Genomic DNA, 22,265 nt, shown 5'->3' on the forward strand with positions numbered 1-22,265 from the left:
CTGTCACCAATAACCATACTCTATGACTCTACTCTATCCTACTAAAATTCAGAAAGGAAGTCCAATAGATGAGAATGGTTATTGGTTATTACATTTCCAGTGATGGACGACGACGCAGTGACCAAGCGGCGATTGCCATTACGGCAAGCATGATGCCAATCGCGATACAGACAGCCGGCCATAGGCTGCTTTGCCCGCTTGGCGAAGCCGTGAACTGCGCGGAGGCAAGCTTCGGCAGCATGCCCGGGCTTGCCGCGAGCGCGTGCGGGAACGCGGAGGCCGTCAGCGCGAGCATGGCCGCTGAGCCGAGCGCGCACGCAGCCGCTGCTGCTCCGCTGCGCAGCAATGCGCTAAACAGCAGCGTGAGCGAGCCCGCGAAGCTCAGCCAGAGCAAGAACAGCAGATAGGCATAGAGGCCGTGCTGCCAATCTACGTTATCGAACAGTGCCGCCGTGTAATACCACGCGGCGCCGAAGCCGCCTGCGAATGCGAGCGCGATGAGCACCAGCATGGCAGCCCATTTGGCCGAGACGAACGAGAGATACGAGATTGGCTTAACAAGAATCATAGCGGTCAACCCACTTGTGCGTTCCGCGGAAATGCTGCCCATGACTGATAAGGCTAGCACCAGCAGCCCCATCGTGTTGAACTGCTGCAGCGTCTGCGCCATAACTTCGTTCGCGGAAGGCTGCGGGATCGAAATGACCGCTCCATCCGGTAAATTGCCGGCATGCGCTAGGATGTCCGGCAGAAAATACGTGGAAAGGGGCTGCATCGCACCAAATATAATATAGACAAGCGGAACCCATACAAGCTTGTAGCTGCGGATCAGCTCTGTCCATTCTTTGCCGAATAACACAAGCCACCGGTTCATACGTGCTGCACCGCCCTCATAAATAAATCCTCCAGTGTCGTCGAACCAAATTCCAGCTTGGTTACGGGCACTCCTCGTTCCAGCAGTTGCTGCAGCACGATCTTTCGGACTTCGTCGATTCGGTTGTTCTGTACACGAAGCTTGACTCCGTTGCCGCCAGATAGCTGCTCCGCGGAGTGAAAGAGTTCCGATGACGTCGACGACGAAGAGACCATCAGTGAAACCCACTGTGACAAAGCGGTCCGCGCTTCATCGGTATTCTCGGCTTCAACCAGCAGCACCGGCTCACGATAAGCTGCGCGAATATCATGGATCGCCCCGCTAATGACAATACGACCGCTCTTCATAATGAGCACGTCGTCACACAGCTCTTCTGCGTCATGAAGCACATGCGTAGAGAATAAGATCGTCGTCTCGTGCTTCAGCTCTCCAAGCAACTGCATCACTTCACGGCGTCCAATGGGGTCAAGCGCAGATACCGGCTCGTCCAGAATAAGCAGCTTTGGCCGGTGAATGAGCGCCTGCGCCAGGCCAAGGCGCTGCTTCATCCCGCCGGAATACCCGGCGATTCGGCGCTTACCGGCATCTGCGATGCCGACCCGCTCCAGCAATTCGAAGCTGCGGGCAGCTGCTTCCCGTTTCGACAGCCCGCATAAGCCCGCGGCGTAGCGTAGAAATTCGGCGCCCGTCATCCAACCGTGAAATGCCGGCGTTTGCGGCAAATAGCCGATGAGCGCGCTGTGATCATCGCCCGGCTTCAAATCTCGGAAGCGTATGCTTCCTGACGAAGGCTGCAGCAGCCCGCTGAGAATGCGGATCGTCGTTGTTTTTCCCGCTCCGTTTGGACCGAGCAGCGCCGTGCATCGCCCTTCCCCAAGCGTAAAGCCAATATCCTGCAGCGCGGACGTTGCTCCGCTGAATGTTTTGCTAAGTCCGTCGACAGTAACGAGTCCTATCATGACGACTGTTTCCTGCCGAAGAGGAAGAACAGCACCGAACCAAGTAAATTCATGAAAATAATAATGAGCACCCACATCCACTTCGGCCCTCTCGTTTCAGCAGCACGCGCGCAAACGACAAGTGCCGTTACCATCAGAATCAGCTGCACAACGGCGAGCGGTAATATGAGGGAAAGCAGCTTCGCATTCGTTATTTGATCCATATTCGTAACCCCTCTCTCTTAATTATCCCTACGCTTCGACCAGTTCACTCGAACGATCAGCAAGTAACATAACAAGGGCATCGGGAACTGAATCAGTCCCCATATCCCCCAGAACCACGGATAACGGCTCCGTTTCTTCGCATCTTTAAACAGCCAGGAGGATTGGCACAGTAAAATAATGACGACGCCTATAAGTGGTGCTATTTCCCATCTGACCATCTGGGACGCCGCCTTTCCTTGCCTTTGATCATGAATAAGAAAACAAATGCCGCCGCAGCTGCAAAAGCTAAGACTTGGATGATTACGAATAGCACGATGCTGCTCACCCACAGCAGCAGCAAGCCGCTTAATACGAGAGCGCTAACCAGCCAGAATAAGGCGAGCTCCCGCCGATAGCGGCTGTTCAGCTCTTGCTTATGTTCATGAACCAGCTCCGTTATCGAGTCGACTGAAGGAATATCCGGCTGAATGGAGCGATCCCATTCTTCCAGATGAACGCCAAGCAGCTGCCGAAATTGCTGCTCTTCTTGCTGATCGTCGTCGATGTCACTTTTCTTGCTGCGCTTACCGTCTCTATTCATCCTCGTTAAGCTCCTTCCTTAGCTGTTTCAGGCCGTTATGCAGCCGCGACTTCACTGTACCGACAGGAATGTCGAGCCATGAGGCAATTTCCTCATAGGCATAGCCGTAATAATATTTGAGCAATATCGGCACACGGATCTCATACGATAAAGCCCCAAGCGCATCGAGTGCATGCGGCCATTCCTGCTGCCGCAACGCGGCATGAAACCGAATGGATTGCAGCGCTTGCTCCTCCGTTTGCCACTTCTGCTCTCTCTGCTGCTTGCGCATCTCGTCGATATAACGCCGGGTTGCGATCGAAATCAGCCACGTTGAAAATTTACTTTGCTGCCTGAACTGGCCGATCTTCTCGATGGCCTTCAGCATCGTATCCTGCACCAAGTCTTCCGCCATCGCCTTGTTCATCGTTACCTTCAACATGTACCGATACAACAAGGGGTAATGGCTGCGCAGCAGGGTCGACAGCGCATGATCGTCGCCGCGAATTGCCTGTTTCACTAGCTGCGCATCATCTCCCAGCTGTTCCATCCCGATCATCGTGTTCCCCTCACCTGCTGCATGAAATAAGCCTCTTTCCTTCAGTCTCGCCAATATGACGCCGAAGGTTGCCCGTTTGTTCACTTGCGCCGCAAAAACTTCTGGCGTTGTCCTTATATTGTAAAGAATTAGGAAGCGAGATGCAGCAAAAGGCCATCCGCATGGATGGCCTTTATCAATTATTGTTTCACTTTGGCTGCAGCTGTATAGCGATTCTCCGGCACCGGCAAGCCTAGATTTCCGCGTAATGTATCGGACTCATATTCAGTCCGATAGACGCCGCGTTCCTGGAGAAGCGGAACGACCGACTCTACGAAATCGCGCAGAGCGTCCGGCGTCGGCGCATATAAGATAAAGCCGTCCGCCGCTTCCTCCGCATGCCAACGCTGGAGCAAATTCGCCACTTTCTCAGGCGTCCCAATGAACTCACTGCGAGGTGTCGCCGTGCGAATCGCTACTTCGCGCAGCGTTAGGTTTTGCTCGCGCGCGAGCTGCTTAATTTTATCCGTTCCGCTGCGGAAACTGTTCTTGCCGAGTTCGCCGAGCTCAGGGAATGGATCGTCCAGCGGATATTGGGAGAAGTCATGGTGATCGAAAAACCTGCCGAGGTATTCCAGCGCCTTATCAATCGTCACCAAGTTCGCGTATTCCAAATACTTGCGCTCAGCTTCTTCTTCCGTAGCTCCGATGATCGGTCCGACGCCCGGCAAAATCACGATATCATCCCGCGAACGGCCAAGCGCAACTGCGCGATCTTTTACATCCTTATAGAATGCCTTAGCTTCGTCAATATTCTCATGTCCGGTGAATACGGCGTCCGCGCTGCTTGCAGCTAATTTCCTGCCGCTTTCGGACGAGCCCGCTTGGAAAATCACCGGATGTCCCTGCTTGGAACGCGCGATATTTAATGGTCCTTGCACGGAGAAATACTCGCCTTTATGATCGAGACGATGCATTTTGGACGGGTCGAAAAACACGCCGGACTCCTTATCCCGGATGAACGCATCGTCTTCCCACGAATCCCACAGGCCGCGTGACACTTCCAGATATTCTTCGGCGATTCTGTACCGTTCGTCATGCGTCGGATGCTCGGGTTTCCCATAGTTTTTGGCTGAACCTTCAAGAGGAGAAGTGACAACGTTCCAGCCCGCGCGTCCTCCACTAATATGGTCGAGGGAGCCAAATTGGCGCGAAACCGTAAAAGGTTCGCTATACGAGGTGGATAGAGTGCCAACAAGGCCGATCTTGGAAGTGACTGCCGCAAGCGCAGACAGTATCGTAATCGGCTCGAAGCGGTTTAGAAAATGAGGGATCGACTTATCATTAATATAAAGGCCATCCGCGATGAAAACGAGATCGAATTTCCCCGCTTCGGCCGTTTGCGCTTGTTTCCGGTAAAATTCGAAGTTCACGCTTGCGTCCACAGGTACCTCCGGATGCCGCCATGCGGATACATTGCCGCCTACCCCGTGAATAATCGCACCTAACTTCAACTTTTTATTGTTCGCCATAACGGGTACCTCCCTAAGTTTAGGATTGCAATAAAGCGGATTCTTTCAACCGGAGCCGGTAGCTCTTCACTAGGATATCTCCGTTCTTAAATTCCTTATCGAGCGCTCTCTCGAATCCCAGCCGCTCGTACAACCGCACCGCGGAGTCCATAATGTCGGAGGTATGCAGGTGAAGCGTATCGGCTCCCCACTCCAGTACCAGCTTCGCGCTCTCTCGAATGAGCTCCGTCGCTATCCCGCGTCCACGTGCTTGTCGCGATACGCCGAGAAGCCGAATAATCGGATTTTGAATGTCCAGCTCCGGCGCTCCATATGCGGTCTCCGAGGAATCATAGATGAACACGCTGCCCATGATTTGCCCATCCAACTCCGCAACAAGCCTCGACTTCGTCGAAGGCGTATCGACTGCTTGCAAAATATTTTCCTTATACTGCTCCCATCTTGCCGCATCCAGCGTAATTTCATATTGCTGATAGGCATCTAGCAGCACTTGAACAACCGCATCGCGATCAGAAGGACCAGCCTCTCTGATTCTCACTTTATTACGAGCCTCATCTTCCGCCTGCTTAATCCTCGCGATTTGCCCCAGATGGCGTTGTACATGCGAAATGAAAGATTGAACACTAGCAGCAAGTGTGATGCTTTCCCCTTTGAAATTAATACCTGTCTTGTTCCAATCCTCGATAGTGAGACGGTGAAACAACACTCGGTTATAGTTCAACAACTGGTTATAGAACGTCAGGATATCCTCGGCATTCCCCTCGTTCGCCTTCTGCCCCGCAACCCAACGATCTTGGTTAAACGCGGGCAATCGCACCTCAGAGTCGGACAAAATTTCGCGAATGCGAAACGAAACGACGACATTGTGGTCGGCCAAATGAGTAAGAACTTCGATAATGCTCCATTTATCTGCTGCAGCCTTCCAGCGCAATTGCTCATCGGACAACCCTTCGATGGCTTGCTGCAGTTGTTCGTAAGTATGCAGGTAGTGGTCAATTTGAACGAGATCTTGCAGGTTACTTTGACTCATCTATACACGCCTCCCAGACCGTTATGTCGATACCTTCAATGCACGTATGGCATCCACCGCTAACTTCTCGAAAAATAAAGCTCCAATCGACAGCGCTCTTTCATCCGCGTCAAAGGCCGGATGATGCCACTCTTGCGGGCCGGATGTGCCTAAGAAAAAGAAAATGCCCGGCGTCTCCTGCAAGTAGAATGCAAAATCTTCGCCTGCCGGAGAAGGCGCAGGCTCTACAACCGTCAACCCGAGCGACTCCGCAGTCTCGGCGGCACGCTCAGCCCATGTCGGATCGTTCACAACGGCCGGCGGACCGGTAATCCATTTGACCGTCGCTTTCGTATCGAGCGCCGTCCCGACACCGACGACCACTTGCTCGAACCGCGTGCGCACTCGATCACGTACTCGCTCATCGAATGTGCGAAGCGTTCCGTCGAATACGGCTTTGTCCGCGATCACATTCCAAGCCGTTCCGCTGTTCAGCCGAGTGACGCTAATGACCGCACTATCCAGCGCACTAACGTTGCGACTGACGATAGACTGCAGTGCCGTAATAATATGGGCAGAGGCTACGATCGGATCCAGCCCCGCTTCCGGCACGGCGGCATGAGATCCCCGTCCCTCGACTTCGACGACGAACCCGTCCGCCGCCGCCATGATCGGACCAGCCTTAATGCCAATTGTGCCTACCGGCAAGTTCGGTTTATTGTGCAAGCCGAACACCGCTTGCACGCCTTCAAGCGCGCCGCTTGCAATTACCTGCGACGCCCCTTTCGCTTTCTCCTCCGCGGGCTGAAATATCAGCCTGACCGTCCCTTCCAGCTCCTGTTCCCGCTGCTTCAATAAGAGCGCCGTACCCAGCAGAATCGCGGTATGAACATCATGGCCGCAGGCATGCATAACACCCGTTACAGTAGAAGCGAAGGGGAGGCCCGTTTCCTCTTGAATCGGCAAGGCATCGATATCCGCGCGAATGGCGATGATCGGCCCTCCGCGGTGGCCGCCTATCTCGGCGACAAGACCGGTTCTCAGCGGATATTCCGCGATTCGGATGTCTGCCTCCTTCAGCCAGGCGCTTAGAGCAGCCGTCGTTTTGAACTCTTCATGGGATAATTCGGGGTTCGCATGTAAATGACGCCGATACGCGATCAATCTCTCTTGGAGCTTGTCGACTACCTGAAAACTCATCTTGTTCTCTCCTCATTGCTAAGCTGCATGACCATTAAACCGGCTGTTCCTCGAAGGCTTCCTTCAGCAGCTCGAAATTTCGAACTCGTTTGGTAAAGTCGGGGATGATTGTCGTGAAGATCAGTTCATCCGCGTCGTACGTATCGCGCAGCTCGATCAGCCGCTTTCTTACGGTCTCTTTCGTTCCTCTCGTAATATCCGCATCGCGAATCTCCGCGGTATACGTCTCGCCTGCTTGCTTGGCGAACTCTTCTGCCTGCTCCAACGAACCGACGTTTACCACCTTGCCGCTTGCGAGCGTTACGCGAACGCTCTTGAAGTTACCCGCGAGCTCCGCAGCCTCTTCTTCGGTATCCGACGTGATGACCGATAACGCAAGGATGGCGTACGGTTCGCTTCCGTTGTCTCTATTGAAATGCTCGCGATAGCTCTCGAAGGCTAGTCGAGCCGTTTCCGGATCGTTGTTGATGAATAACGCGAATGCGTAAGGATACCCTCGCTCGGCGGCCAGTTTCGCGCTTGAAACGCTCGTACCTAGCAAATAGATGTCAGCGGGCTGTACCGGCAGCGGGTTGGCTTGCAACCCCGCTAGCGGATGGTCATCCCCAAACGAGCCATGGAGCAATTGTTCCAGCTCAACCAGCTTACTATCGAGCGATTCCGACTCGCTTAAGCCTTTCTGCAGCGCCTTCGTGGAACGAGGCAAACCGCCAGGCGCGCGTCCGATGCCAAGATCGACCCGTCCCGGTGCTAGCGTTGCCAGAACGTTAAAGTTTTCGGCAACCTTATAAGCACTATAATGCTGCAGCATGACTCCGCCTGATCCGACGCGAATCTTGTTCGTGCGAGCGAGCAAATGCGAGATTAGTACCTCCGGCGAAGCGCCGGCTATTTGCGGGGAATCATGATGCTCCGATACCCAGAAACGTTCGTAGCCTAGCTTCTCCGCCAATTGAGCCAGCTTAATCGTATTGCCCAGTGCTTCCGGCGGCGTCTGCCCGGGAAACACGATGCTTTGATCCAAAATGCCGAATTTCAATACCATCTACCATCCGCTCCGTTTCGATTAAATAGAATAAGCGCTCTCCGGTGTAATCCTCGCCAGAAATTGTTTGGTCCTGGCCTCCTTAGGCGACTGAAAAATGAGATTCGGCGGGCCTTCCTCGACGATCACGCCTTCGTCCATAAACACGACGTGATTGGCGACGTCTTGGGCAAAACCCATCTCGTGCGTGACGATGATCATCGTGATGCCTTCCTTAGCAATTTTGCGGATGACGGCAAGCACTTCACCGACGAGCTCCGGATCTAGCGCGGAGGTCGGTTCATCGAACAGAATTACGTCCGGATTCAGGGCAAGCGCCCGTGCAATGCCAACGCGCTGCTGCTGTCCTCCTGACAGCTGACTCGGATAGGAATCCAACTTGTTACCGAGTCCCACCTTCTCCAGCAGCTCAATGCTTCTTTGGCGAGCTTGCTCTTTCGGGATGTTCTTCACGATAACGAGCCCCTCCATCACGTTCTCAAGGGCGGTCTTATGCCGAAACAGATTATAGTTCTGAAACACCATCGCTGTTTTCCCACGCAAGGTATGAATATCCTTCTTCAATGGTTTCCGGCAATTCACCTTAAAGTCGTCGATCGAAATCTCCCCGTCACTCGGCTTCTCCAAGTAATTAATGCATCGGAGAAGCGTCGTCTTGCCAGAGCCGCTCGGGCCAAGGATAGCAACGACTTCGCCTTTTCGAACGGTCAGATCGATTCCTTTCAACACTTCATTGCGGCCGAAGGATTTCGATATATTCGTAAGTTTGATCATGCTACACCCCCGCGGTTATAAGCATTAATGCGCTTCTCCAGCAGCGCAGTTGCTCGTTCAATCAGAATGGTAAGGCCCCAAAAAATAAGCGCCGCGGCCAGGTACGCCTCAAAAAACTTCCAGTTCGTCGTTGCGATGATATCTGCCTTGGCGTTCACTTCCACAACCGATACGGTAAAAGCGAGCGTGGAGCCATGCAGCATGCCGATCAAGCTGTTGGATAAATTGGGGAGCGCAGCCGCGAAGGCTTGCGGCAATACGATTCGGCGCAGCGCCTGGAAAGTGGTCATCCCGATTGAATGAGCCGCCTCCATTTGACCTTTATTTACGGCGAGAATGCCCGAACGAATGACTTCGGATAAATAAGCGCCTGCGGTGATGGAGAAGGAGAGATAAGCGAAACCGATCATTGGAATCGAGACCGAGTGGAACGACCAATGGTACTTGTCGGCTAAGCTGTCGACGATCATGGGCAATCCGACATAAATAAGGAGCAGGTGAGTCAGCATCGGCGTGCCTCGAATAAACGTAACGTAAGCCGTACCGATCTGGCTCAGCACAGGAATGGCGAATATACGGGACAGCGCAACAATCAGACCGATGATAAATCCGCAACCAACGGAGACGACCGTGATGTAAATCGTGTTCGGAATCGCCGGAAGCAGCAGCAGAAAGGCTTGCCAGATGAACGCAAAATCCAATGTCATACGCCTGTGCCTCCTTTACCCCATGCTACTTTCGCATCTAGCAGCCGATTTAGCCCTTTTTTGCCCATTGGAAGTTTGCTAGCGGTCGTTATGGCCGTTTCATGCTTAAGCAGCCTGCGCTCCGTGTAATAGAACAATTTCTCCAAGAAGAAGCTGATGATGAAATAAACGATAGCCAATGCAATATAGCTTTCTAACAAATGCCTGGACATCGTAGGCAGCGTCTGCGATTTCCCCGTAAGCTCCATAACTCCGAGCGTAAAAGCCAGCGACGTGTCTTTCAGCGTTGCGATAACCAAGTTAGCCAGAATGGGGATCGATATGGCCAGCGCTTGCGGGAATACGATCCGTGTGAAAGCTTGATAGCCGGTCATGCCAACCGCGTAAGCCGCTTCGACTTGTCCCCGATCTACGGCGGAAACCGCAGCTCGGATTCCTTCTGAAATGTAGGCTCCGCTATGCAGCCCGTAAGCCAGAATAACGAAGTACAATGCCGACACCTTGCTTACGTCAACGTGCACGGCTTTCAGCACTTCCGGCAAGCCGTAATAGATCAAGAACAGCTGAATAATAATCGGCGTTCCTCTGAAAAAAGAGGCGTAGAGCTGGGAAACCCGCCGCAGCAGCGGCACCCGATAAAGCCGGGGAAGGGCGACGAGAAAACCGACGCCCAGACCGACCAAGATAGAGCTCGCTACGATAATCAGCGAAATCCGTATAAACGGAAGCAGCTTCCAGAAATATTCGACAACATAGGCGATATCGAATGGAGCACCCATAGACCGACCTCACCCTTTCTTGAATAGTGTCTATTTTTCAGATACGGTTGCGTCGAATCCAAGCCACTCATTGCTGATTTTGGTTAACGTGCCGTCTGCCTTGATTTCCAGAATCGCCCGGTCTACAGCATCCGCAAGCGTCTGCTGCTCCGGATCGTTCTTGCGGAACAAGAACAGAATATCCGCTTCGCTAAGCTCTTTGCCGACGGTTTTCAGCTTGCCTTCCGGATCGATGATCGGCAGCACGAAGTCCGCACCTACGGTAGCATCAACGCGGCCGGAAGTAATTTGGGACAAGGCGTCATTCGCAGCCCCGCTGGAATACACAATCTTAAGCGCATTGTCGTGGTCTTTGTTGTAGTTCTCCAGAATCGTCGCCTCAGCGCTCGTAGCCGTCGTGAATATCTTTTTGCCTTTCAGATCGTCGAGCGATTCAATCGCATCATTGTTGTCTTTGGCAACGATGATTTTGTTTTTCCAATGTGCATAAGACTCTTTGTTGAACAAGTATTTGGCTTCGCGCTCCGGGTTTTTCTCGAATTCGTGAGCAGCCAAATCGATTTTCTTCGTCTCAAGGCTTAGCAAAATATTTTTGAATTCCAGTACTTGAATGTCGAACTCGTATTCGGGAAGACGCTTATCGATCTCTCTGATCAATTCAACGTCATAGCCGGTCAGCTTGCCGCTTTCGTCGACGAATGCAACCTTAGGAAACTGATTGCCTGTTCCTACGACGATCTTCTTTACTTCTTTCGGCGCTTCGGAGTTGGCTGCAGCCGTGGTGTCGGACGCGACCTTGTTTGTAGCTGCATTGCTTGCATTATTGTTCTTGGTACCGCAAGCCGACATTGTGAGAATCAGAATAAGACTTGCTGCCATGACGATAGATTTTTTCATTGTAACCCCTCCGTTTTTGTTCGATTATTTAAACTTATAATTCCTAGTGGTTAAGTAAGAATTAATGTTGAGATTAACGATATCATCGCAATCAACGATCGTCTAATAGAGATTTTCAATATGTGAATCAAAAAATCCGATAATTCCTATTCATTTACTTAGTGTATAGATAAAACGAAAGGGCTGACCCTGTCTTGCGACATCTAGTTCAGCCCTTGTCTTGCTCGTCGAATAGGTGTTTGCCAATTTCCATGATCTCCGAAAGTAACTGCGTATGCTCGCCAAGGCAGGCGATGACGTTCGTTTGCAAAGATATCCCTTCCGTCTCCGTCACCCGAAGCGGAATCAGCTTTCCTTGGGCGACTTCTCCTCGTACGCTTAGACCGGGAAGGAAAGAAATACCGATTTTACCTAAGACGAGCCGTTTAGCCATCTCCGAATTGTCCGTCTGAATCCGAATGTTGGGCGGCTGCTCCAAATGCTCAAACACGCGGTGAATGCGGAGCCAGTCCAGTGCTCCGCATTCGAAGAAGACGAGCGGTTGCAGTGCAATCTCTTCGACTGACAGGTCTGTTCTCCCGATGAAAGGATGACCCTCGAAGGCATAGAGAGAAATTGGATCTTCGTAAAATTTGACGGAATGCAGGGAGGGATGATTCACCTTGCGAACGAAGCCGACGTCGACTTCCTTATTGAGCGTTTTGGAGACAATCTCATCAGTGGTGCCTGTGACGAATTTATAGTGGATGTTCGGAAATTGAAGCTGAAGCCGCGGCATGAGCTGCGGGATGATGTAGTTGGATACGGAAACTGTACAGCCGATCCTGAATTCCTCCGGCATCTTCTTTCGGCTTATGTTCAGCTTCCCCTTCTGATAGGTCAGTAACAGCTGTTGCGCATACGGAAGGAACCTTCTTCCCTCCTCCGTTATTTGAACCTGCTTGCCGTTCCGGTCGAACAGCTTGCAATCAAGCTCACGCTCCAGTGATTGTATGCGTGCCGTTACAGAGGGTTGGGATAAAAATAAAGCTTCTGCGGCTTTATTAAAGCTTCCGCAGTGGATGACGTACACAAACGCTTCGATATTTTCTATGTTGACGGTAACCACCTCCGGATCGATCGCACACTAATACATATTTATCCAATAAGATAACTCGGAATTCGCATCTTGTAAAGTGGAATATTCGTAAAAAAATACGGCCGTTCCACATATGATGCGGAACAAGCCGTATGGATTGTTAAATTGTCATCGATCCAAAGCCGCCGTCTACGCGAATCAGCGAGCCCGTGACATAGCCGGATGCCGCCTCGGAAGCCAGCCAAACGACTGCCCCTTTCAGCTCCTTCGGATCGCCAAAGCGCTTCATCGGCGTATGGCTCATAATGCTTTCCACCCGCTCCGGCGACAGAATGGCGCGGTTCTGCTCCGCCGGGAAGAACCCCGGTACGATGCCGTTGACACGTACGCCATGCGGCGCGAATTCACGCGCCAGAAATTGCGTCATGCTGTTCACGGCATGCTTCGAAGCCGAATACGTGAACACGCGCGAGAGCGGCGGTCCCGATGAAACGGAGCTGATCGTAATGATGCTTCCGCCATGACCGGCATCAATCATCGATCGGCCGAACACCTGGCAGGCCAGCATAACACTCTTCGCGTTGACGTCCATGATCCGATCCCATTCTTCTTCCGTAATATCGAAGAACGGTGTCGCACTGTTGGTGCCGGCCGCATGCAGCAGAATATCCGCTCGACCGTTTGGCGCCCAGTCTTTAATCTCGCCGAGCACCCGCTCGAGATCTGCCTTCACCGCGGCATCCGCCTCAAACAGCGCAGCACGGCCTGTTTCAAGCAGATGGGCAAGCTTCTCTTCCGCTCTTTCCTTGCTGCGGACGACAAGCGCCATATGCGCACCATGGTCAAGCATCGCTTCAGCCATGACGCTGCCAAGCGTACTTGCGCCGCTAATTAGGACCGCCGTACGGCCCGTTAAATCAAACAATGAGCTTCCGATATTGAACGCCTCCGAATGTGCGGCGGCGCACGCAAGGCTTTTAGCTTTCGGCAACGAGCTGGAGCATCCGCTTCCGGTACGTCTCCGGACTTGCACCGACTGTCGTTTTGAACAGTCTGCTGAAATGCGGCAGATGGTGGAACCCTACAGCGCGGCAAACCTCCGAAACCGACTGCCTGGGCTCGAGCCGAAACATCATTTTGGCCTGATTGATCCGCCGGTTGTATAAGTATTTGAATACCGTCGTGCCGGTAACATCTTTAAAGAGGTTGGACAGGTAAGGTTTCGTTAAATGGAGCGCACTGGCAATATGGTCGAGCGTCACTTCCTCGAGGTAATGATCCTCCAAGTAAGAGATGACACGCTGAACATGCTGCTCTTTCTGGGAACGATGCTCCCGCTCATTAACCGGCTCGCTGCACCAATCCCGAATGAGATGAAGCAGCTCGATGACCCGCATGACAAACCGATTATAGGCCGTTCGCACGCCCGCATCGTTCGTTCGCTTATACAGCTGATCCATCTCCGCAAGCAGCGTTTCAAGCTCTGCTTGATCCTGCGGGCTGAGCGAAATACGGATATTGCGCAGCTCATCGAACGGTTTCAGCAGCATCGCCGCCGTATCCGCTTGAAGCACTTTATGGATGTAAGCCGGATCCATATGTATAATCGTGCGAATATAAGGCCTATGCGGTGCCGGGTTTGGACAATGAAGCGTCATTCCATGCATGAGTATTAAATCACCGGGCTGGAGTGTAATCAGCTTATCGCCGATCAAATAATTGCATTCGCCTTCTTGAAAATAATACAGTTCATAAAAGGCATGCGAATGAAATTGAGCGCCCGGATACGGTTCGTCGTTCCGGTACATCAGCTCGATCGGCTGCTGCCATTGCATCGTGAGCGGCACACAGTTCCCCTCCATTTGAGGCGCCGTGTCAGGGCGCATCCTAATGAAATGATTTTACCATGTCGCACATCACCATTGTATAGATTCCTTTACAAACGGACGGCTTTATTTTGCGCGAGCATACAGAGCTCTGCCGCCTTAAAGGCATGTGCCTGCGTCATTGCATTCTCCGTCCGGTTAAGGCAGTCGAGAATCAACTCGCCGAAGTACGGGAAGCCGACCTGGCCGCCAACGGAGAGGTGATGCTCCCCTTCGTGGTTGACCAGATAGATGTGATCGCCGCTCTTGTCGCGCGCCACATCGATATATTTGCGCAGCTCGATATACCCGTCCGTGCCGAGAATAATCGTCCGACCGTCGCCCCAGGTGCCTAATCCGTTCGGCGTTAACCAGTCCACGCGAAAATAATTCGTCGCTCCGTTGTCGCCGATGAGCGTTGCATCGCCAAAGTCCTCGAGCTCCGGATAGTCCGGGTTGCTGTAGTTGGCGACTTTACTGCTCGCCACAGTCGCGTCCTTACAGCCTGCAAAGTGCAGGAATTGCTCGATTTGATGGCTGCCGATATCGCACAGAATGCCGCCGTACTGTTCCTTGCGGAAAAACCAATCCGGACGCGATGGCTTGTTCAGCCTGTGCGGGCCGGTGCCGATCACCTGAACGACGCGTCCGATGGCGCCTTCCTCCAGCAACTTGCCGGCATAGATCGCACTTTCGTTGTGCAGCCGTTCGCTGTAGTAGACCATGTACTTGCGTCCCGTCATCGCCTCTACTTCCCGCGCCTCCGCGAGCTGCTCCAGCGTGGTGAACGGGGTTTTGTCGGTGAAATAATCTTTGCCGTGCTTCATGACCGCGACGCCAAGGGGGCCACGATCAGATGGAATGGCGGCAGACGCGACCAACTTGACCTGCGGGTCTTCGAGGATCATCTCCGGCGAAGCGGCAGCTGTCGCCTGCGGGTAGACCTTCAGAAACTGCTCAACCTTAGCCGGATCGCGGTCGTATACCCATTTCAGCGTCGCACCTGCTTCGAGGAGGCCGTTCGTCTGACCGTAAATATGGCCGTGGTCGAGGCCCATGGCGGCGAATACGAACTCGCCGATGCCGACAACCGGTTCCGGTTTCTTGATCGCTACCGGCGCATAGTTCATGCCGTCGCTGCGATTAAACCCTGACATCGCCCTTCAACTCCTCTTCCGTTTGGTAGGCTAACTGCTGCAGCGCGCGGTAGCTGATCGCTAAGCTCTTGAACGGATCGCCGGGGCAAACGTCCTGCTCCACGACATACCATTCAACGCCCGTTTCGCGGCAAGCTTCGATAATCGCCGGCCAGTTCAGGTTGCCTTCGCCGATTTCGGCGAATACCTGCTGATCGTTTACGATCGCCATATCCTTGAGATGGACGACCTTCATGTCTGCAACCTTCATGATCCAGCTTACAGGGTCGGCTCCGCCGGCTTGCACCCAGTACGTATCCAGCTCGAAGCTGAATGCGCCGCTTGGGCTGTCTTTGGCATCAAGCAGCCAATCCATGCCGGTCTTGCCATCGAACTTCTCGAATTCGAATTTATGATTGTGGTAGATCAGTTCCAGGCCGGCTTCCGCCAGCTTATCGCCGATCTCGTTCATAATTCCCGCAAAGGCCGTGTAGCCAGCTTTGTCATTCCGATACTCCGGCGGAATAGAGCCGATGCCGACATATTTGCAGCCCCATGCTTGGTGCTCCGCAATAAGCGCGTCAAGATCGTTCAGCAGACGGTTGGTCGGCACGTGAGTGGCGCAGATGGCCAAGCCGTGGCCGTCGCAAATGCGTTTCACTTCATCCGGTGCGATGGGACCAATGCCGGACACTTGCACAGCATCGTAACCGATGGCTTTGACGCGCTTCAACGCGGCGTCCAGATCCTCGGCTGTCTTGCAATAGTCACGGAGCGTGTAGAGCTGAGCAGCGATTTGCTTCTTATACAATCGGGTCACTCTCCCTTAAATGAATGAATTGGATGTATTAGAACGTACCTGTCAGATCAGCCGGTTTGGTTTCTGCTGCAGCCGTAGATGGCTTCTGGAACGTTGAGCTTGCGATGCGTTTATTCAGCTCCGCTTCATGCAGCGCTTCGTCCAGCGGCAGATCCACCCATCCGTCCAGCCACGTGGACAAATGCATCGCATTGGAGAGCGTTAAGCCTTTGATTCCTTCTTGGCCGGGCGCAACTAGCGGCGTTCCAAGCAGAACGGCATCCGTGAAGTTTTGCAAAATACCTGCATGCTCCGGGCTCGGTCCTGAGCTTGGGATATCGATCTTCCAGCATTCCGGCGAAGCGAACGGTTCCGTGTTGCGGGCGTTGAATGCAGCTTCTTCTTCGCGCAGACGCCAGAAGGTCATCTTATCGTTCTCGATGACGATTTTGCCGCGGCTTCCCGATACTTCAAGGCGATTCGTGCCCGGCGCATCCGAGGTGGAGGTGATGAATACCGCCGTTGCCCCGTTCTCATATTCGGCGTAAGCGGTGACGTCGTTCTCGACTTCAATATTCCGATTCTTGCCGAATTGGCAGAATGCGCGCATTCTGGTTGGCATCATGCCTGTTGTCCACTGCCACAAATCAAGGTTATGCGGGCATTGGTTGATCAGTACGCCGCCGCCTTCGCCGCCCCATGTTGCGCGCCATGTGCCGGAGTCGTAGTACGCCTGCGTCCGGTACCAGTTGGTGATAATCCAGTTGATACGGCGGACTTCGCCGATCTCGCCGGATTGAATCATTTCGCGCAGCTTCTGATAGAGCGGGTTCATCCGCTGGTTGTAGACGATACCGAAGGTTTTGCCGCTTGCCGCAGCCGCTTCGTTCATCTCCCGCACCTGTTTGGCATAGACGCCTGCAGGTTTCTCGATCAGTACATGCATGCCTTTGTTGAAAGCTTGAATGGCTTCCGTTGGATGATCATAATGCGGTGTAGCCACAACAACGGCGTCAATAAGGCCCGAATCGATCATGGCTTCCGCGCTCTCAAACACGGCGACTTTATCGCCGAACTTCTCTCTTGCCCAATCCCGTTTGCTCTCGAAACCATCACAGACCGCGGTGAGCACGGCCCCCTTGATTGTGCCCGAAGTCAGGATGTTTGCATGTCCTGAGCCCATGTTTCCGATTCCGATAATACCGTAGCGAAGCTGTTTCATTCGATCTCCTCCATCCAAGTTTTCATTTGATTGGCATATGTTTGCAGCATCGTTCTTGTATCAAAGGTCGTGCTGAAATCCTCCACACCAAACCAGCCGTCATATCCGACCGCCTTCAGGTCGCGGAGTACTTGCTTCCACGGCACTTGGCCATTGGCAATGGGGCTCCAGCTGCAAGACCATTCTTGCGATTGCAGCGGGTCCGATGATTCCGTGCCTGGCGGCTGCCAGCCTGCATTCTTAACATGAACATGGGCCAAATACGGACCGAGCAGCTCCAAACCCATCCGGTAATTCTCGAAGCCTTCGTATACCATGTTGCCAGGATCATAGAGCACGCCGATGCAATCCGGATCGAAAGGCGATACGAGCCGGTGCGCGAGCGATGCACTTGGCGCAATTGTCACGTGGTGCGCTTCAACCAGTGCTTTAACACCATAATGGCGGGACAGCTGCTCTACCTCTTTGAGGTACGCGATCGCTTCCTCGTAGAGCTCGTTGTAATTGCGAGTGCGGTTGTAACCGGGAACGCCCACGCGAATCATGGATGCGCCAAAACGTTTCGCAAGCCGCATGACCTGCTCCGTACTTTCAATATCGCCGCATTGGATATAGGGCGTAATGGAGATGGTCTTCCTACCGGATCGATTCGCCGCTTGCTCGAAACGGCTGATCTCTTCCTCATTTGCATGCTGCGAGAGTGTGCAGATATTGTTGCCCCAGAAGGAAGGCGCCTCGTTGCGGAGCTCTGCCGGCGTGTCTTTGCAGCGCCATTCGATGCCGCTGATTCCTGCAGCTGCTGCCGCTTCGCATAACGCCTCCGGTGTAAGATCCGGTGTTGCAACCGTAAATACAGATAATTTCAACATATGGCTCGCGGTCAGCTCCTTGTCTTTGAAATCGCTTCCCAAATCCCGTTCAAATACGTTGCACCGAGCGCGCGATCATAGAGTCCGTAGCCGGGACGGCCTTGCTCGCCCCAAATCATACGACCGTGATCCGGACGAAGCGGTCCGGTAAATCCGGTTTCGTGCAGCGCCTCCAATATCCGTACCATATCGATGGAGCCGTCGGACGAGCGATGCGACGATTCTTGGAAGGAACGCGGACCTGTACGAAGGATGTTTCTTGTATGGGCAAAATGCAGCTTACCTTGTGAGCCAAAATGGCGGATGATCGCAGTTAAGTCGTTATCTTCGTTCGCACCAAGCGAGCCGGAACAGAATGTAATGCCGTTCGAAGGGCTGTTCACATGCTCGGTCAGCCGTTTCAATTGACTGAAATTGCTTACGATACGCGGCAGGCCAAAGATTGGCCATGGCGGATCATCGGGGTGAATGGCCATGACGATGCCAGCCTCTTCGGCGACGGGAATGACGCGCTCCAAGAAGTAAGCAAGGTTGCTCCAAAGCACGTCTTCCGTTACTTCGGCGTAAGCGTCAATGAGCTGCCCCATCTCTTCCTTGGTGTAGCTTTGATCCCAGCCCGGCAGCGACAAGTCGCCGTTCACCGGATCCATGCGGGAAATCGTTTCGTCCTCGAACGTCAAGGTCGTGGACCCATCCGGCAGTGTGTAAGCTAATTGTGAGCGTGTCCAGTCGAACACGGGCATAAAGTTGTAGCAGATGACAGGCACCCCGGCTTCGCCAAGGCGGCGAATCGTTTGACTGTAATTTTCAATAAGACGATCGCGAGAAGGTCGTCCCAGCTTGATGTCCTCATGCACGGGAACACTCTCGATCACTGCTAGCCGCAGCCCTGCAGCCTCGATGGTTTCTTTCAGCCGATTGATGGATTCCACCGGCCATGCTTCACCGACCGGCACGTCGTAAAGTGCGGTTACAATCTCGTGAATCCCAGGAATTTGGCGGATATTTTGCAAGGTGACCGGGTCATCATTGCCAAACCATCTAAACGTCATTTTCATCGTACAGCACCTCTTAGATTGGGTAGATTGGTCGATTTCCGCTTATTGGCATATAGATTCAGCATTATTGTAGCACAGCAAAGTCCAATAGAAATCGGCTTTGCCGATTACCTTAACCACAGTTAAATCTAAGAGAGAAGTACCGCATTTGAGTCAAGCTGGAGGCAGCTGGAAACGCAAAGAAGCTGTCTGCGGACAACATATCGTTGACTCACAGTCAGCTTCTTTATTATGGGATAAGGATCAGCCCTTCAGGCGATCTTGTGAGAGGCCGGCAGCCGGTATCGGTAATGAGGTAACTATTCTCGATGCCGACGACACCGCGTCCCGGAAATGTGAATTTGGGCTCTACCGCAAGTGTAATGCCTGCTTCGAGCGGATCGCTGAAACCTTTCGCAAGCACAGGCCACTCATCGACTTCAAGCCCGATGCCATGGCCGAGAAATTTGACCTGATTGATGCCATACCCCATAAAATGATCGGCAAGCCCTGCATCAGCAGCTTGTTTCAGCGCCGCCGCATAGATCGATTCGCTGGATGTGCCCGGACGCATCAGCACCTCCGATTGGCGAATGATGCGCTCCGCCTGCGCATAGGCTTCCGCCAAGTCATCAGGCAGATTGCCAATCACTGCGGTTCGGGTCTGATCGATAATATAGCCATCGATGCAGCAGCCGATGTCAATGAGGATCGGCTCCCCTCTGCCGATGGATTTGCGGCTCGTGCTTTGCGGAAACGCAGGTCCAAGGCCGAGGCCTCCTGCCGGACCATCGAACGCACTCGGAACGGCAGCCGCAGCGCCTGAGCCCAGCATGCCGGTTGTAATTTCCATGTTGTAGCTGCGGGTACGCATCAATCCGATATGACCGCGAATACGAATTTCATATTCGATTCGAGCCATCAGCTCAAGCTCCGTCAGGCCTTCTTTAATGATGCCTACAGCGGCTTCCAGCGCTTCTGCGACAACCTGTGCGGCTGCTTCAATACGGCCAATCTCCCACGGCGACTTCACCATCCGAACTCGTCGAACGAGCGTCGAACCGTCTACCAGAGAGCAATCGTTGCTGCTGCCCGCCAGTACTTCAGCCAGCTTGGCGAATGTGGATGCCGGCAGCACATCCATCTCCGTAGCAATCTTCACCACTTGAGCGCCGTTGGCGTTGCCAAACACAGCAGGATGGTCCTGCTCCAGCTGAGCGCGGAATTGGCGCAGCGAGTTTAACGCCTGCACTTGAACGGCCGACTCTTGCAACGCCCGCTCCACACTACGTCTCACATAGAATACTGCCGCGCCTTCAGCAGGAATAAATGCGTACCCGGCCTGCATCGAGCCTGTAAAATAATAAAGATCCACATGCTGCGTGACCAGAAAAGCATGGATGCCCGCTTGGGCCATGAACTGCTGCAGCCGATTTATACGCTCCGCGATTTCGTTCTGCTGCACCTGTATCGTTTCTACCGTTCCACTGTTCACCTGCACGCGCAATCGCTCCTTGCTCCAAGCTTATTTCCTCCATTACAACAAAAGAACAGCGGCTCCGTCAACTTGACGTCAGCTCCGCTGCTCTTGTGATTGTCCAATCGATTGGTTATTTGCCATCCAGCAGGTCATCCAAGCAGCTTACTTCTTGCCTTGCTTCGGTAATCCTGCGGACTAATCCGGTATTTATCACTGAACAACCGCGAGAAATATCTCGGGTTCGCAATCCCGACTAACGTGGAAATTTCATAGATTTTGAGATCTGATTGTGCCACCATAGCCTTTGCCTGTTCCAGCCGGAAGTCCTGAAGGTAATCCAAGAAGCTGTGTCCCGTCTCATTGCGGAACAGCGTTCCGAACCAACTCGGGCTCAAGTTTACCTGGCGGGCAACGGTGACCAGATCGATGTCCTCCTGATAGTTGCTGCGAATATACTTGATGGCATCGCGGATTTCTTGGCGGCAGCGATGAACGGGCATTGTCCTGCGGTTTAAGCTATCGATCAACTGTGTGATGATAATAGAGAGGCTGCTGACATGCTCGCAATGCTCAATCGCGGACAGAATCCATTCGCGAGCAGCAATCGCTCTCTCCGTTGTCTCCAAGTCAAAGTCTTCCCGGAAACAGCTGCTGAGCTCGAAGCCCGCGTGCTTCAGCTGTTCGGTGCCCGGCTTTGCATACATGGCAATCTCATCTCGCCATGCATTCAGCAGTGTCGCAAGTGCAGCAGTATCGTCCTCCTCCGCCGCCTTCTTAATATCGGCATAGAGCACCTTCAGTCTGGCATTCGATGATGAAGAAGCCTCTGCTTCCGGGCTGTTCTCACCGACGATGACGCAGCCTTTAGGTTCATAGAAAGCCTGCTCGAGCAGCTTGCGGCATGTTGCGAGTGCATCCGGCAGCTGAGCCAGTTTATACTTGAAGCCCGATAGCGCTTGGAGCGGCTCAATACCTCGGCCCAGGCATTCGTCATAGCCCTGCTTCAATGTGTGCATGGTCCAGGCATTGAAATCCGCGCTGCCATTCGGCTCACTCGATGCGAGCAGGACTGCCCACAACGGCTCCGTCAACCGAATAATGAATGACGTATACGGGGCAAATTCCTTCTCGTAAGCATCGATCATCAGCGCCGCATCATGCTTGACATCACTGGGAAATCGCAGCAGTCCGAGCCTGAATTGCTTGAAGGCCGACAATTCGTTTGCTAACGCCTCCGCGGATGCGGATGCGCCCCCCGAGAGCAGCCAATCCTGCAGCAGCTGCCTCAGCGTCCAATGCTTCTGCATGCGCGCCTTGCGGATTTCCTCGACCGCCCTGTCCAGACAGGAAATGAATTCCGTCTCGCTTAGCAGCAGCTTGGTCAAATAATCGGCTGCACCGTTTCGCATCGCGCTTTGCACCTTCTCGAAATCCTCGAAACACGTTAACAGAATAACTGCAGGCGGGGATGTCATGCCGCGGATTCGTTTTAATAAGCCCAAACCATCCAGTATCGGCATACCAATATCCGCGATCACTATATCCGGCTGCAGTTTCTCAATCATCCGCCAAGCCTGCTCGCCGTTCTCCGCTTCCCCAGCGATCTCATAACCGCGGGCCGCCAAATCGAATGAACGAATCCGCATCCTGGCTAAAGGTTCATCATCGACGATAAGCAGGCGAAAAGTAGGTTCATTCATTC

At 53.2% G+C, this 22,265-nt stretch carries 24 protein-coding genes; all 24 read right to left on the minus strand.

What is annotated here, in order from left to right; translation table 11 throughout:
- Window positions 1–88 precede the first annotated feature (88 nt).
- A complete protein-coding gene (locus tag AC50Y3_RS21240) occupies window positions 89–874 on the minus strand; it encodes an ABC transporter permease (RefSeq protein ID WP_494820727.1) in 786 nt (261 codons plus the stop codon).
- Window positions 871–1,833, minus strand: coding sequence for an ABC transporter ATP-binding protein (locus AC50Y3_RS21245; protein ID WP_494820728.1), 963 nt, complete (start codon window positions 1,831–1,833; stop codon window positions 871–873). Before AC50Y3_RS21245 ends, AC50Y3_RS21240 begins: the two co-directional genes overlap by 4 nt.
- Window positions 1,830–2,036 carry a PLD nuclease N-terminal domain-containing protein gene (locus tag AC50Y3_RS21250; RefSeq protein ID WP_494820729.1) on the minus strand — a complete coding sequence of 69 codons (207 nt, stop codon included), beginning with the start codon at window positions 2,034–2,036 and terminating at the stop codon, window positions 1,830–1,832. Before AC50Y3_RS21250 ends, AC50Y3_RS21245 begins: the two co-directional genes overlap by 4 nt.
- Before the next feature lie 18 nt (window positions 2,037–2,054).
- Window positions 2,055–2,255: a sigmaY antisigma factor component gene (locus tag AC50Y3_RS21255; protein ID WP_494820730.1), complete on the minus strand. Its 201-nt coding sequence runs from the start codon at window positions 2,253–2,255 to the stop codon at window positions 2,055–2,057.
- Window positions 2,237–2,617 (minus strand): DUF5345 family protein, encoded by a 381-nt coding sequence (locus AC50Y3_RS21260; RefSeq protein WP_494820731.1) that lies wholly within the window; start codon window positions 2,615–2,617, stop codon window positions 2,237–2,239. The genes AC50Y3_RS21255 and AC50Y3_RS21260 overlap by 19 nt, the downstream gene beginning before the upstream one ends.
- Complete coding sequence (sigY, locus tag AC50Y3_RS21265) at window positions 2,610–3,239, minus strand: RNA polymerase sigma factor SigY (protein WP_494820732.1); 630 nt, start codon at window positions 3,237–3,239, stop codon at window positions 2,610–2,612. Before sigY ends, AC50Y3_RS21260 begins: the two co-directional genes overlap by 8 nt.
- Window positions 3,240–3,334: 95 nt before the next feature.
- Window positions 3,335–4,666, minus strand: a complete 1,332-nt coding sequence (locus tag AC50Y3_RS21270; RefSeq protein ID WP_494820733.1) for an LLM class flavin-dependent oxidoreductase — start codon at window positions 4,664–4,666, stop codon at window positions 3,335–3,337.
- Window positions 4,667–4,685: 19 nt separating this feature from the next.
- On the minus strand, window positions 4,686–5,696 hold the full coding sequence (locus AC50Y3_RS21275; protein WP_494820734.1) for a GNAT family N-acetyltransferase: 1,011 nt from the start codon (window positions 5,694–5,696) through the stop codon (window positions 4,686–4,688).
- A 21-nt stretch (window positions 5,697–5,717) separates the two neighbouring features.
- The gene (locus tag AC50Y3_RS21280) at window positions 5,718–6,875 is read right to left on the minus strand and encodes an amidohydrolase (RefSeq protein ID WP_494820735.1); all 1,158 of its coding nucleotides are present in this window, start codon (window positions 6,873–6,875) and stop codon (window positions 5,718–5,720) included.
- Window positions 6,876–6,909: 34 nt separating this feature from the next.
- Window positions 6,910–7,920, minus strand: coding sequence for an LLM class flavin-dependent oxidoreductase (locus AC50Y3_RS21285; RefSeq protein ID WP_494820736.1), 1,011 nt, complete (start codon window positions 7,918–7,920; stop codon window positions 6,910–6,912).
- A gap of 21 nt (window positions 7,921–7,941) precedes the next feature.
- Window positions 7,942–8,694, minus strand: coding sequence for an amino acid ABC transporter ATP-binding protein (locus AC50Y3_RS21290; RefSeq protein WP_494820737.1), 753 nt, complete (start codon window positions 8,692–8,694; stop codon window positions 7,942–7,944).
- Window positions 8,691–9,401: an amino acid ABC transporter permease gene (locus tag AC50Y3_RS21295; RefSeq protein ID WP_091223855.1), complete on the minus strand. Its 711-nt coding sequence runs from the start codon at window positions 9,399–9,401 to the stop codon at window positions 8,691–8,693. Before AC50Y3_RS21295 ends, AC50Y3_RS21290 begins: the two co-directional genes overlap by 4 nt.
- Complete coding sequence (locus AC50Y3_RS21300) at window positions 9,398–10,180, minus strand: amino acid ABC transporter permease (protein ID WP_494820738.1); 783 nt, start codon at window positions 10,178–10,180, stop codon at window positions 9,398–9,400. Before AC50Y3_RS21300 ends, AC50Y3_RS21295 begins: the two co-directional genes overlap by 4 nt.
- A gap of 30 nt (window positions 10,181–10,210) precedes the next feature.
- Window positions 10,211–11,077 carry a transporter substrate-binding domain-containing protein gene (locus AC50Y3_RS21305; protein WP_494820739.1) on the minus strand — a complete coding sequence of 289 codons (867 nt, stop codon included), beginning with the start codon at window positions 11,075–11,077 and terminating at the stop codon, window positions 10,211–10,213.
- A gap of 208 nt (window positions 11,078–11,285) precedes the next feature.
- Window positions 11,286–12,185 carry a LysR family transcriptional regulator gene (locus AC50Y3_RS21310; protein WP_494820740.1) on the minus strand — a complete coding sequence of 300 codons (900 nt, stop codon included), beginning with the start codon at window positions 12,183–12,185 and terminating at the stop codon, window positions 11,286–11,288.
- A gap of 130 nt (window positions 12,186–12,315) precedes the next feature.
- Complete coding sequence (locus AC50Y3_RS21315) at window positions 12,316–13,092, minus strand: SDR family oxidoreductase (RefSeq protein ID WP_494820978.1); 777 nt, start codon at window positions 13,090–13,092, stop codon at window positions 12,316–12,318.
- 40 nt (window positions 13,093–13,132) lie between these two features.
- Complete coding sequence (locus AC50Y3_RS21320; RefSeq protein WP_494820741.1) at window positions 13,133–14,002, minus strand: helix-turn-helix domain-containing protein; 870 nt, start codon at window positions 14,000–14,002, stop codon at window positions 13,133–13,135.
- An 89-nt stretch (window positions 14,003–14,091) separates the two neighbouring features.
- A complete protein-coding gene (locus AC50Y3_RS21325; protein WP_494820742.1) occupies window positions 14,092–15,177 on the minus strand; it encodes a Gfo/Idh/MocA family protein in 1,086 nt (361 codons plus the stop codon).
- Window positions 15,164–15,967 carry a sugar phosphate isomerase/epimerase family protein gene (locus AC50Y3_RS21330; RefSeq protein WP_494820743.1) on the minus strand — a complete coding sequence of 268 codons (804 nt, stop codon included), beginning with the start codon at window positions 15,965–15,967 and terminating at the stop codon, window positions 15,164–15,166. The genes AC50Y3_RS21325 and AC50Y3_RS21330 overlap by 14 nt, the downstream gene beginning before the upstream one ends.
- Window positions 15,968–16,004: 37 nt before the next feature.
- Window positions 16,005–17,177, minus strand: a complete 1,173-nt coding sequence (locus tag AC50Y3_RS21335; protein ID WP_494820744.1) for a Gfo/Idh/MocA family protein — start codon at window positions 17,175–17,177, stop codon at window positions 16,005–16,007.
- Window positions 17,174–18,043, minus strand: coding sequence for a sugar phosphate isomerase/epimerase family protein (locus tag AC50Y3_RS21340; protein WP_494820979.1), 870 nt, complete (start codon window positions 18,041–18,043; stop codon window positions 17,174–17,176). The genes AC50Y3_RS21335 and AC50Y3_RS21340 overlap by 4 nt, the downstream gene beginning before the upstream one ends.
- Before the next feature lie 14 nt (window positions 18,044–18,057).
- Window positions 18,058–19,104 carry a mannonate dehydratase gene (gene uxuA, locus AC50Y3_RS21345; RefSeq protein ID WP_494820745.1) on the minus strand — a complete coding sequence of 349 codons (1,047 nt, stop codon included), beginning with the start codon at window positions 19,102–19,104 and terminating at the stop codon, window positions 18,058–18,060.
- Window positions 19,105–19,333: 229 nt separating this feature from the next.
- A complete protein-coding gene (locus AC50Y3_RS21350; RefSeq protein WP_494820746.1) occupies window positions 19,334–20,584 on the minus strand; it encodes a M24 family metallopeptidase in 1,251 nt (416 codons plus the stop codon).
- Between the two features lie 128 nt (window positions 20,585–20,712).
- The gene (locus tag AC50Y3_RS21355) at window positions 20,713–22,263 is read right to left on the minus strand and encodes a response regulator (RefSeq protein WP_494820747.1); all 1,551 of its coding nucleotides are present in this window, start codon (window positions 22,261–22,263) and stop codon (window positions 20,713–20,715) included.
- Window positions 22,264–22,265: the final 2 nt, after the last annotated feature.

Source organism: Paenibacillus sp. J22R98 (assembly GCF_059383835.1).

Bases quoted from the DNA above. Each gene is read 5' to 3' on its own strand.
- AC50Y3_RS21240 (WP_494820727.1), bottom strand. From the start codon at position 874: ATGAACCGGTGGCTTGTGTTATTCGGCAAAGAATGGACAGAGCTGATC.
- AC50Y3_RS21245 (WP_494820728.1), bottom strand. From the start codon at position 1,833: ATGATAGGACTCGTTACTGTCGACGGACTTAGCAAAACATTCAGCGGA.
- AC50Y3_RS21250 (WP_494820729.1), bottom strand. From the start codon at position 2,036: ATGGATCAAATAACGAATGCGAAGCTGCTTTCCCTCATATTACCGCTC.
- AC50Y3_RS21255 (WP_494820730.1), bottom strand. From the start codon at position 2,255: ATGGTCAGATGGGAAATAGCACCACTTATAGGCGTCGTCATTATTTTA.
- AC50Y3_RS21260 (WP_494820731.1), bottom strand. From the start codon at position 2,617: ATGAATAGAGACGGTAAGCGCAGCAAGAAAAGTGACATCGACGACGAT.
- AC50Y3_RS21270 (WP_494820733.1), bottom strand. From the start codon at position 4,666: ATGGCGAACAATAAAAAGTTGAAGTTAGGTGCGATTATTCACGGGGTA.
- AC50Y3_RS21275 (WP_494820734.1), bottom strand. From the start codon at position 5,696: ATGAGTCAAAGTAACCTGCAAGATCTCGTTCAAATTGACCACTACCTG.
- AC50Y3_RS21280 (WP_494820735.1), bottom strand. From the start codon at position 6,875: ATGAGTTTTCAGGTAGTCGACAAGCTCCAAGAGAGATTGATCGCGTAT.
- AC50Y3_RS21285 (WP_494820736.1), bottom strand. From the start codon at position 7,920: ATGGTATTGAAATTCGGCATTTTGGATCAAAGCATCGTGTTTCCCGGG.
- AC50Y3_RS21290 (WP_494820737.1), bottom strand. From the start codon at position 8,694: ATGATCAAACTTACGAATATATCGAAATCCTTCGGCCGCAATGAAGTG.
- AC50Y3_RS21295 (WP_091223855.1), bottom strand. From the start codon at position 9,401: ATGACATTGGATTTTGCGTTCATCTGGCAAGCCTTTCTGCTGCTGCTT.
- AC50Y3_RS21300 (WP_494820738.1), bottom strand. From the start codon at position 10,180: ATGGGTGCTCCATTCGATATCGCCTATGTTGTCGAATATTTCTGGAAG.
- AC50Y3_RS21305 (WP_494820739.1), bottom strand. From the start codon at position 11,077: ATGAAAAAATCTATCGTCATGGCAGCAAGTCTTATTCTGATTCTCACA.
- AC50Y3_RS21325 (WP_494820742.1), bottom strand. From the start codon at position 15,177: ATGTCAGGGTTTAATCGCAGCGACGGCATGAACTATGCGCCGGTAGCG.
- AC50Y3_RS21335 (WP_494820744.1), bottom strand. From the start codon at position 17,177: ATGAAACAGCTTCGCTACGGTATTATCGGAATCGGAAACATGGGCTCA.
- uxuA (WP_494820745.1), bottom strand. From the start codon at position 19,104: ATGAAAATGACGTTTAGATGGTTTGGCAATGATGACCCGGTCACCTTG.
- AC50Y3_RS21355 (WP_494820747.1), bottom strand. From the start codon at position 22,263: ATGAATGAACCTACTTTTCGCCTGCTTATCGTCGATGATGAACCTTTA.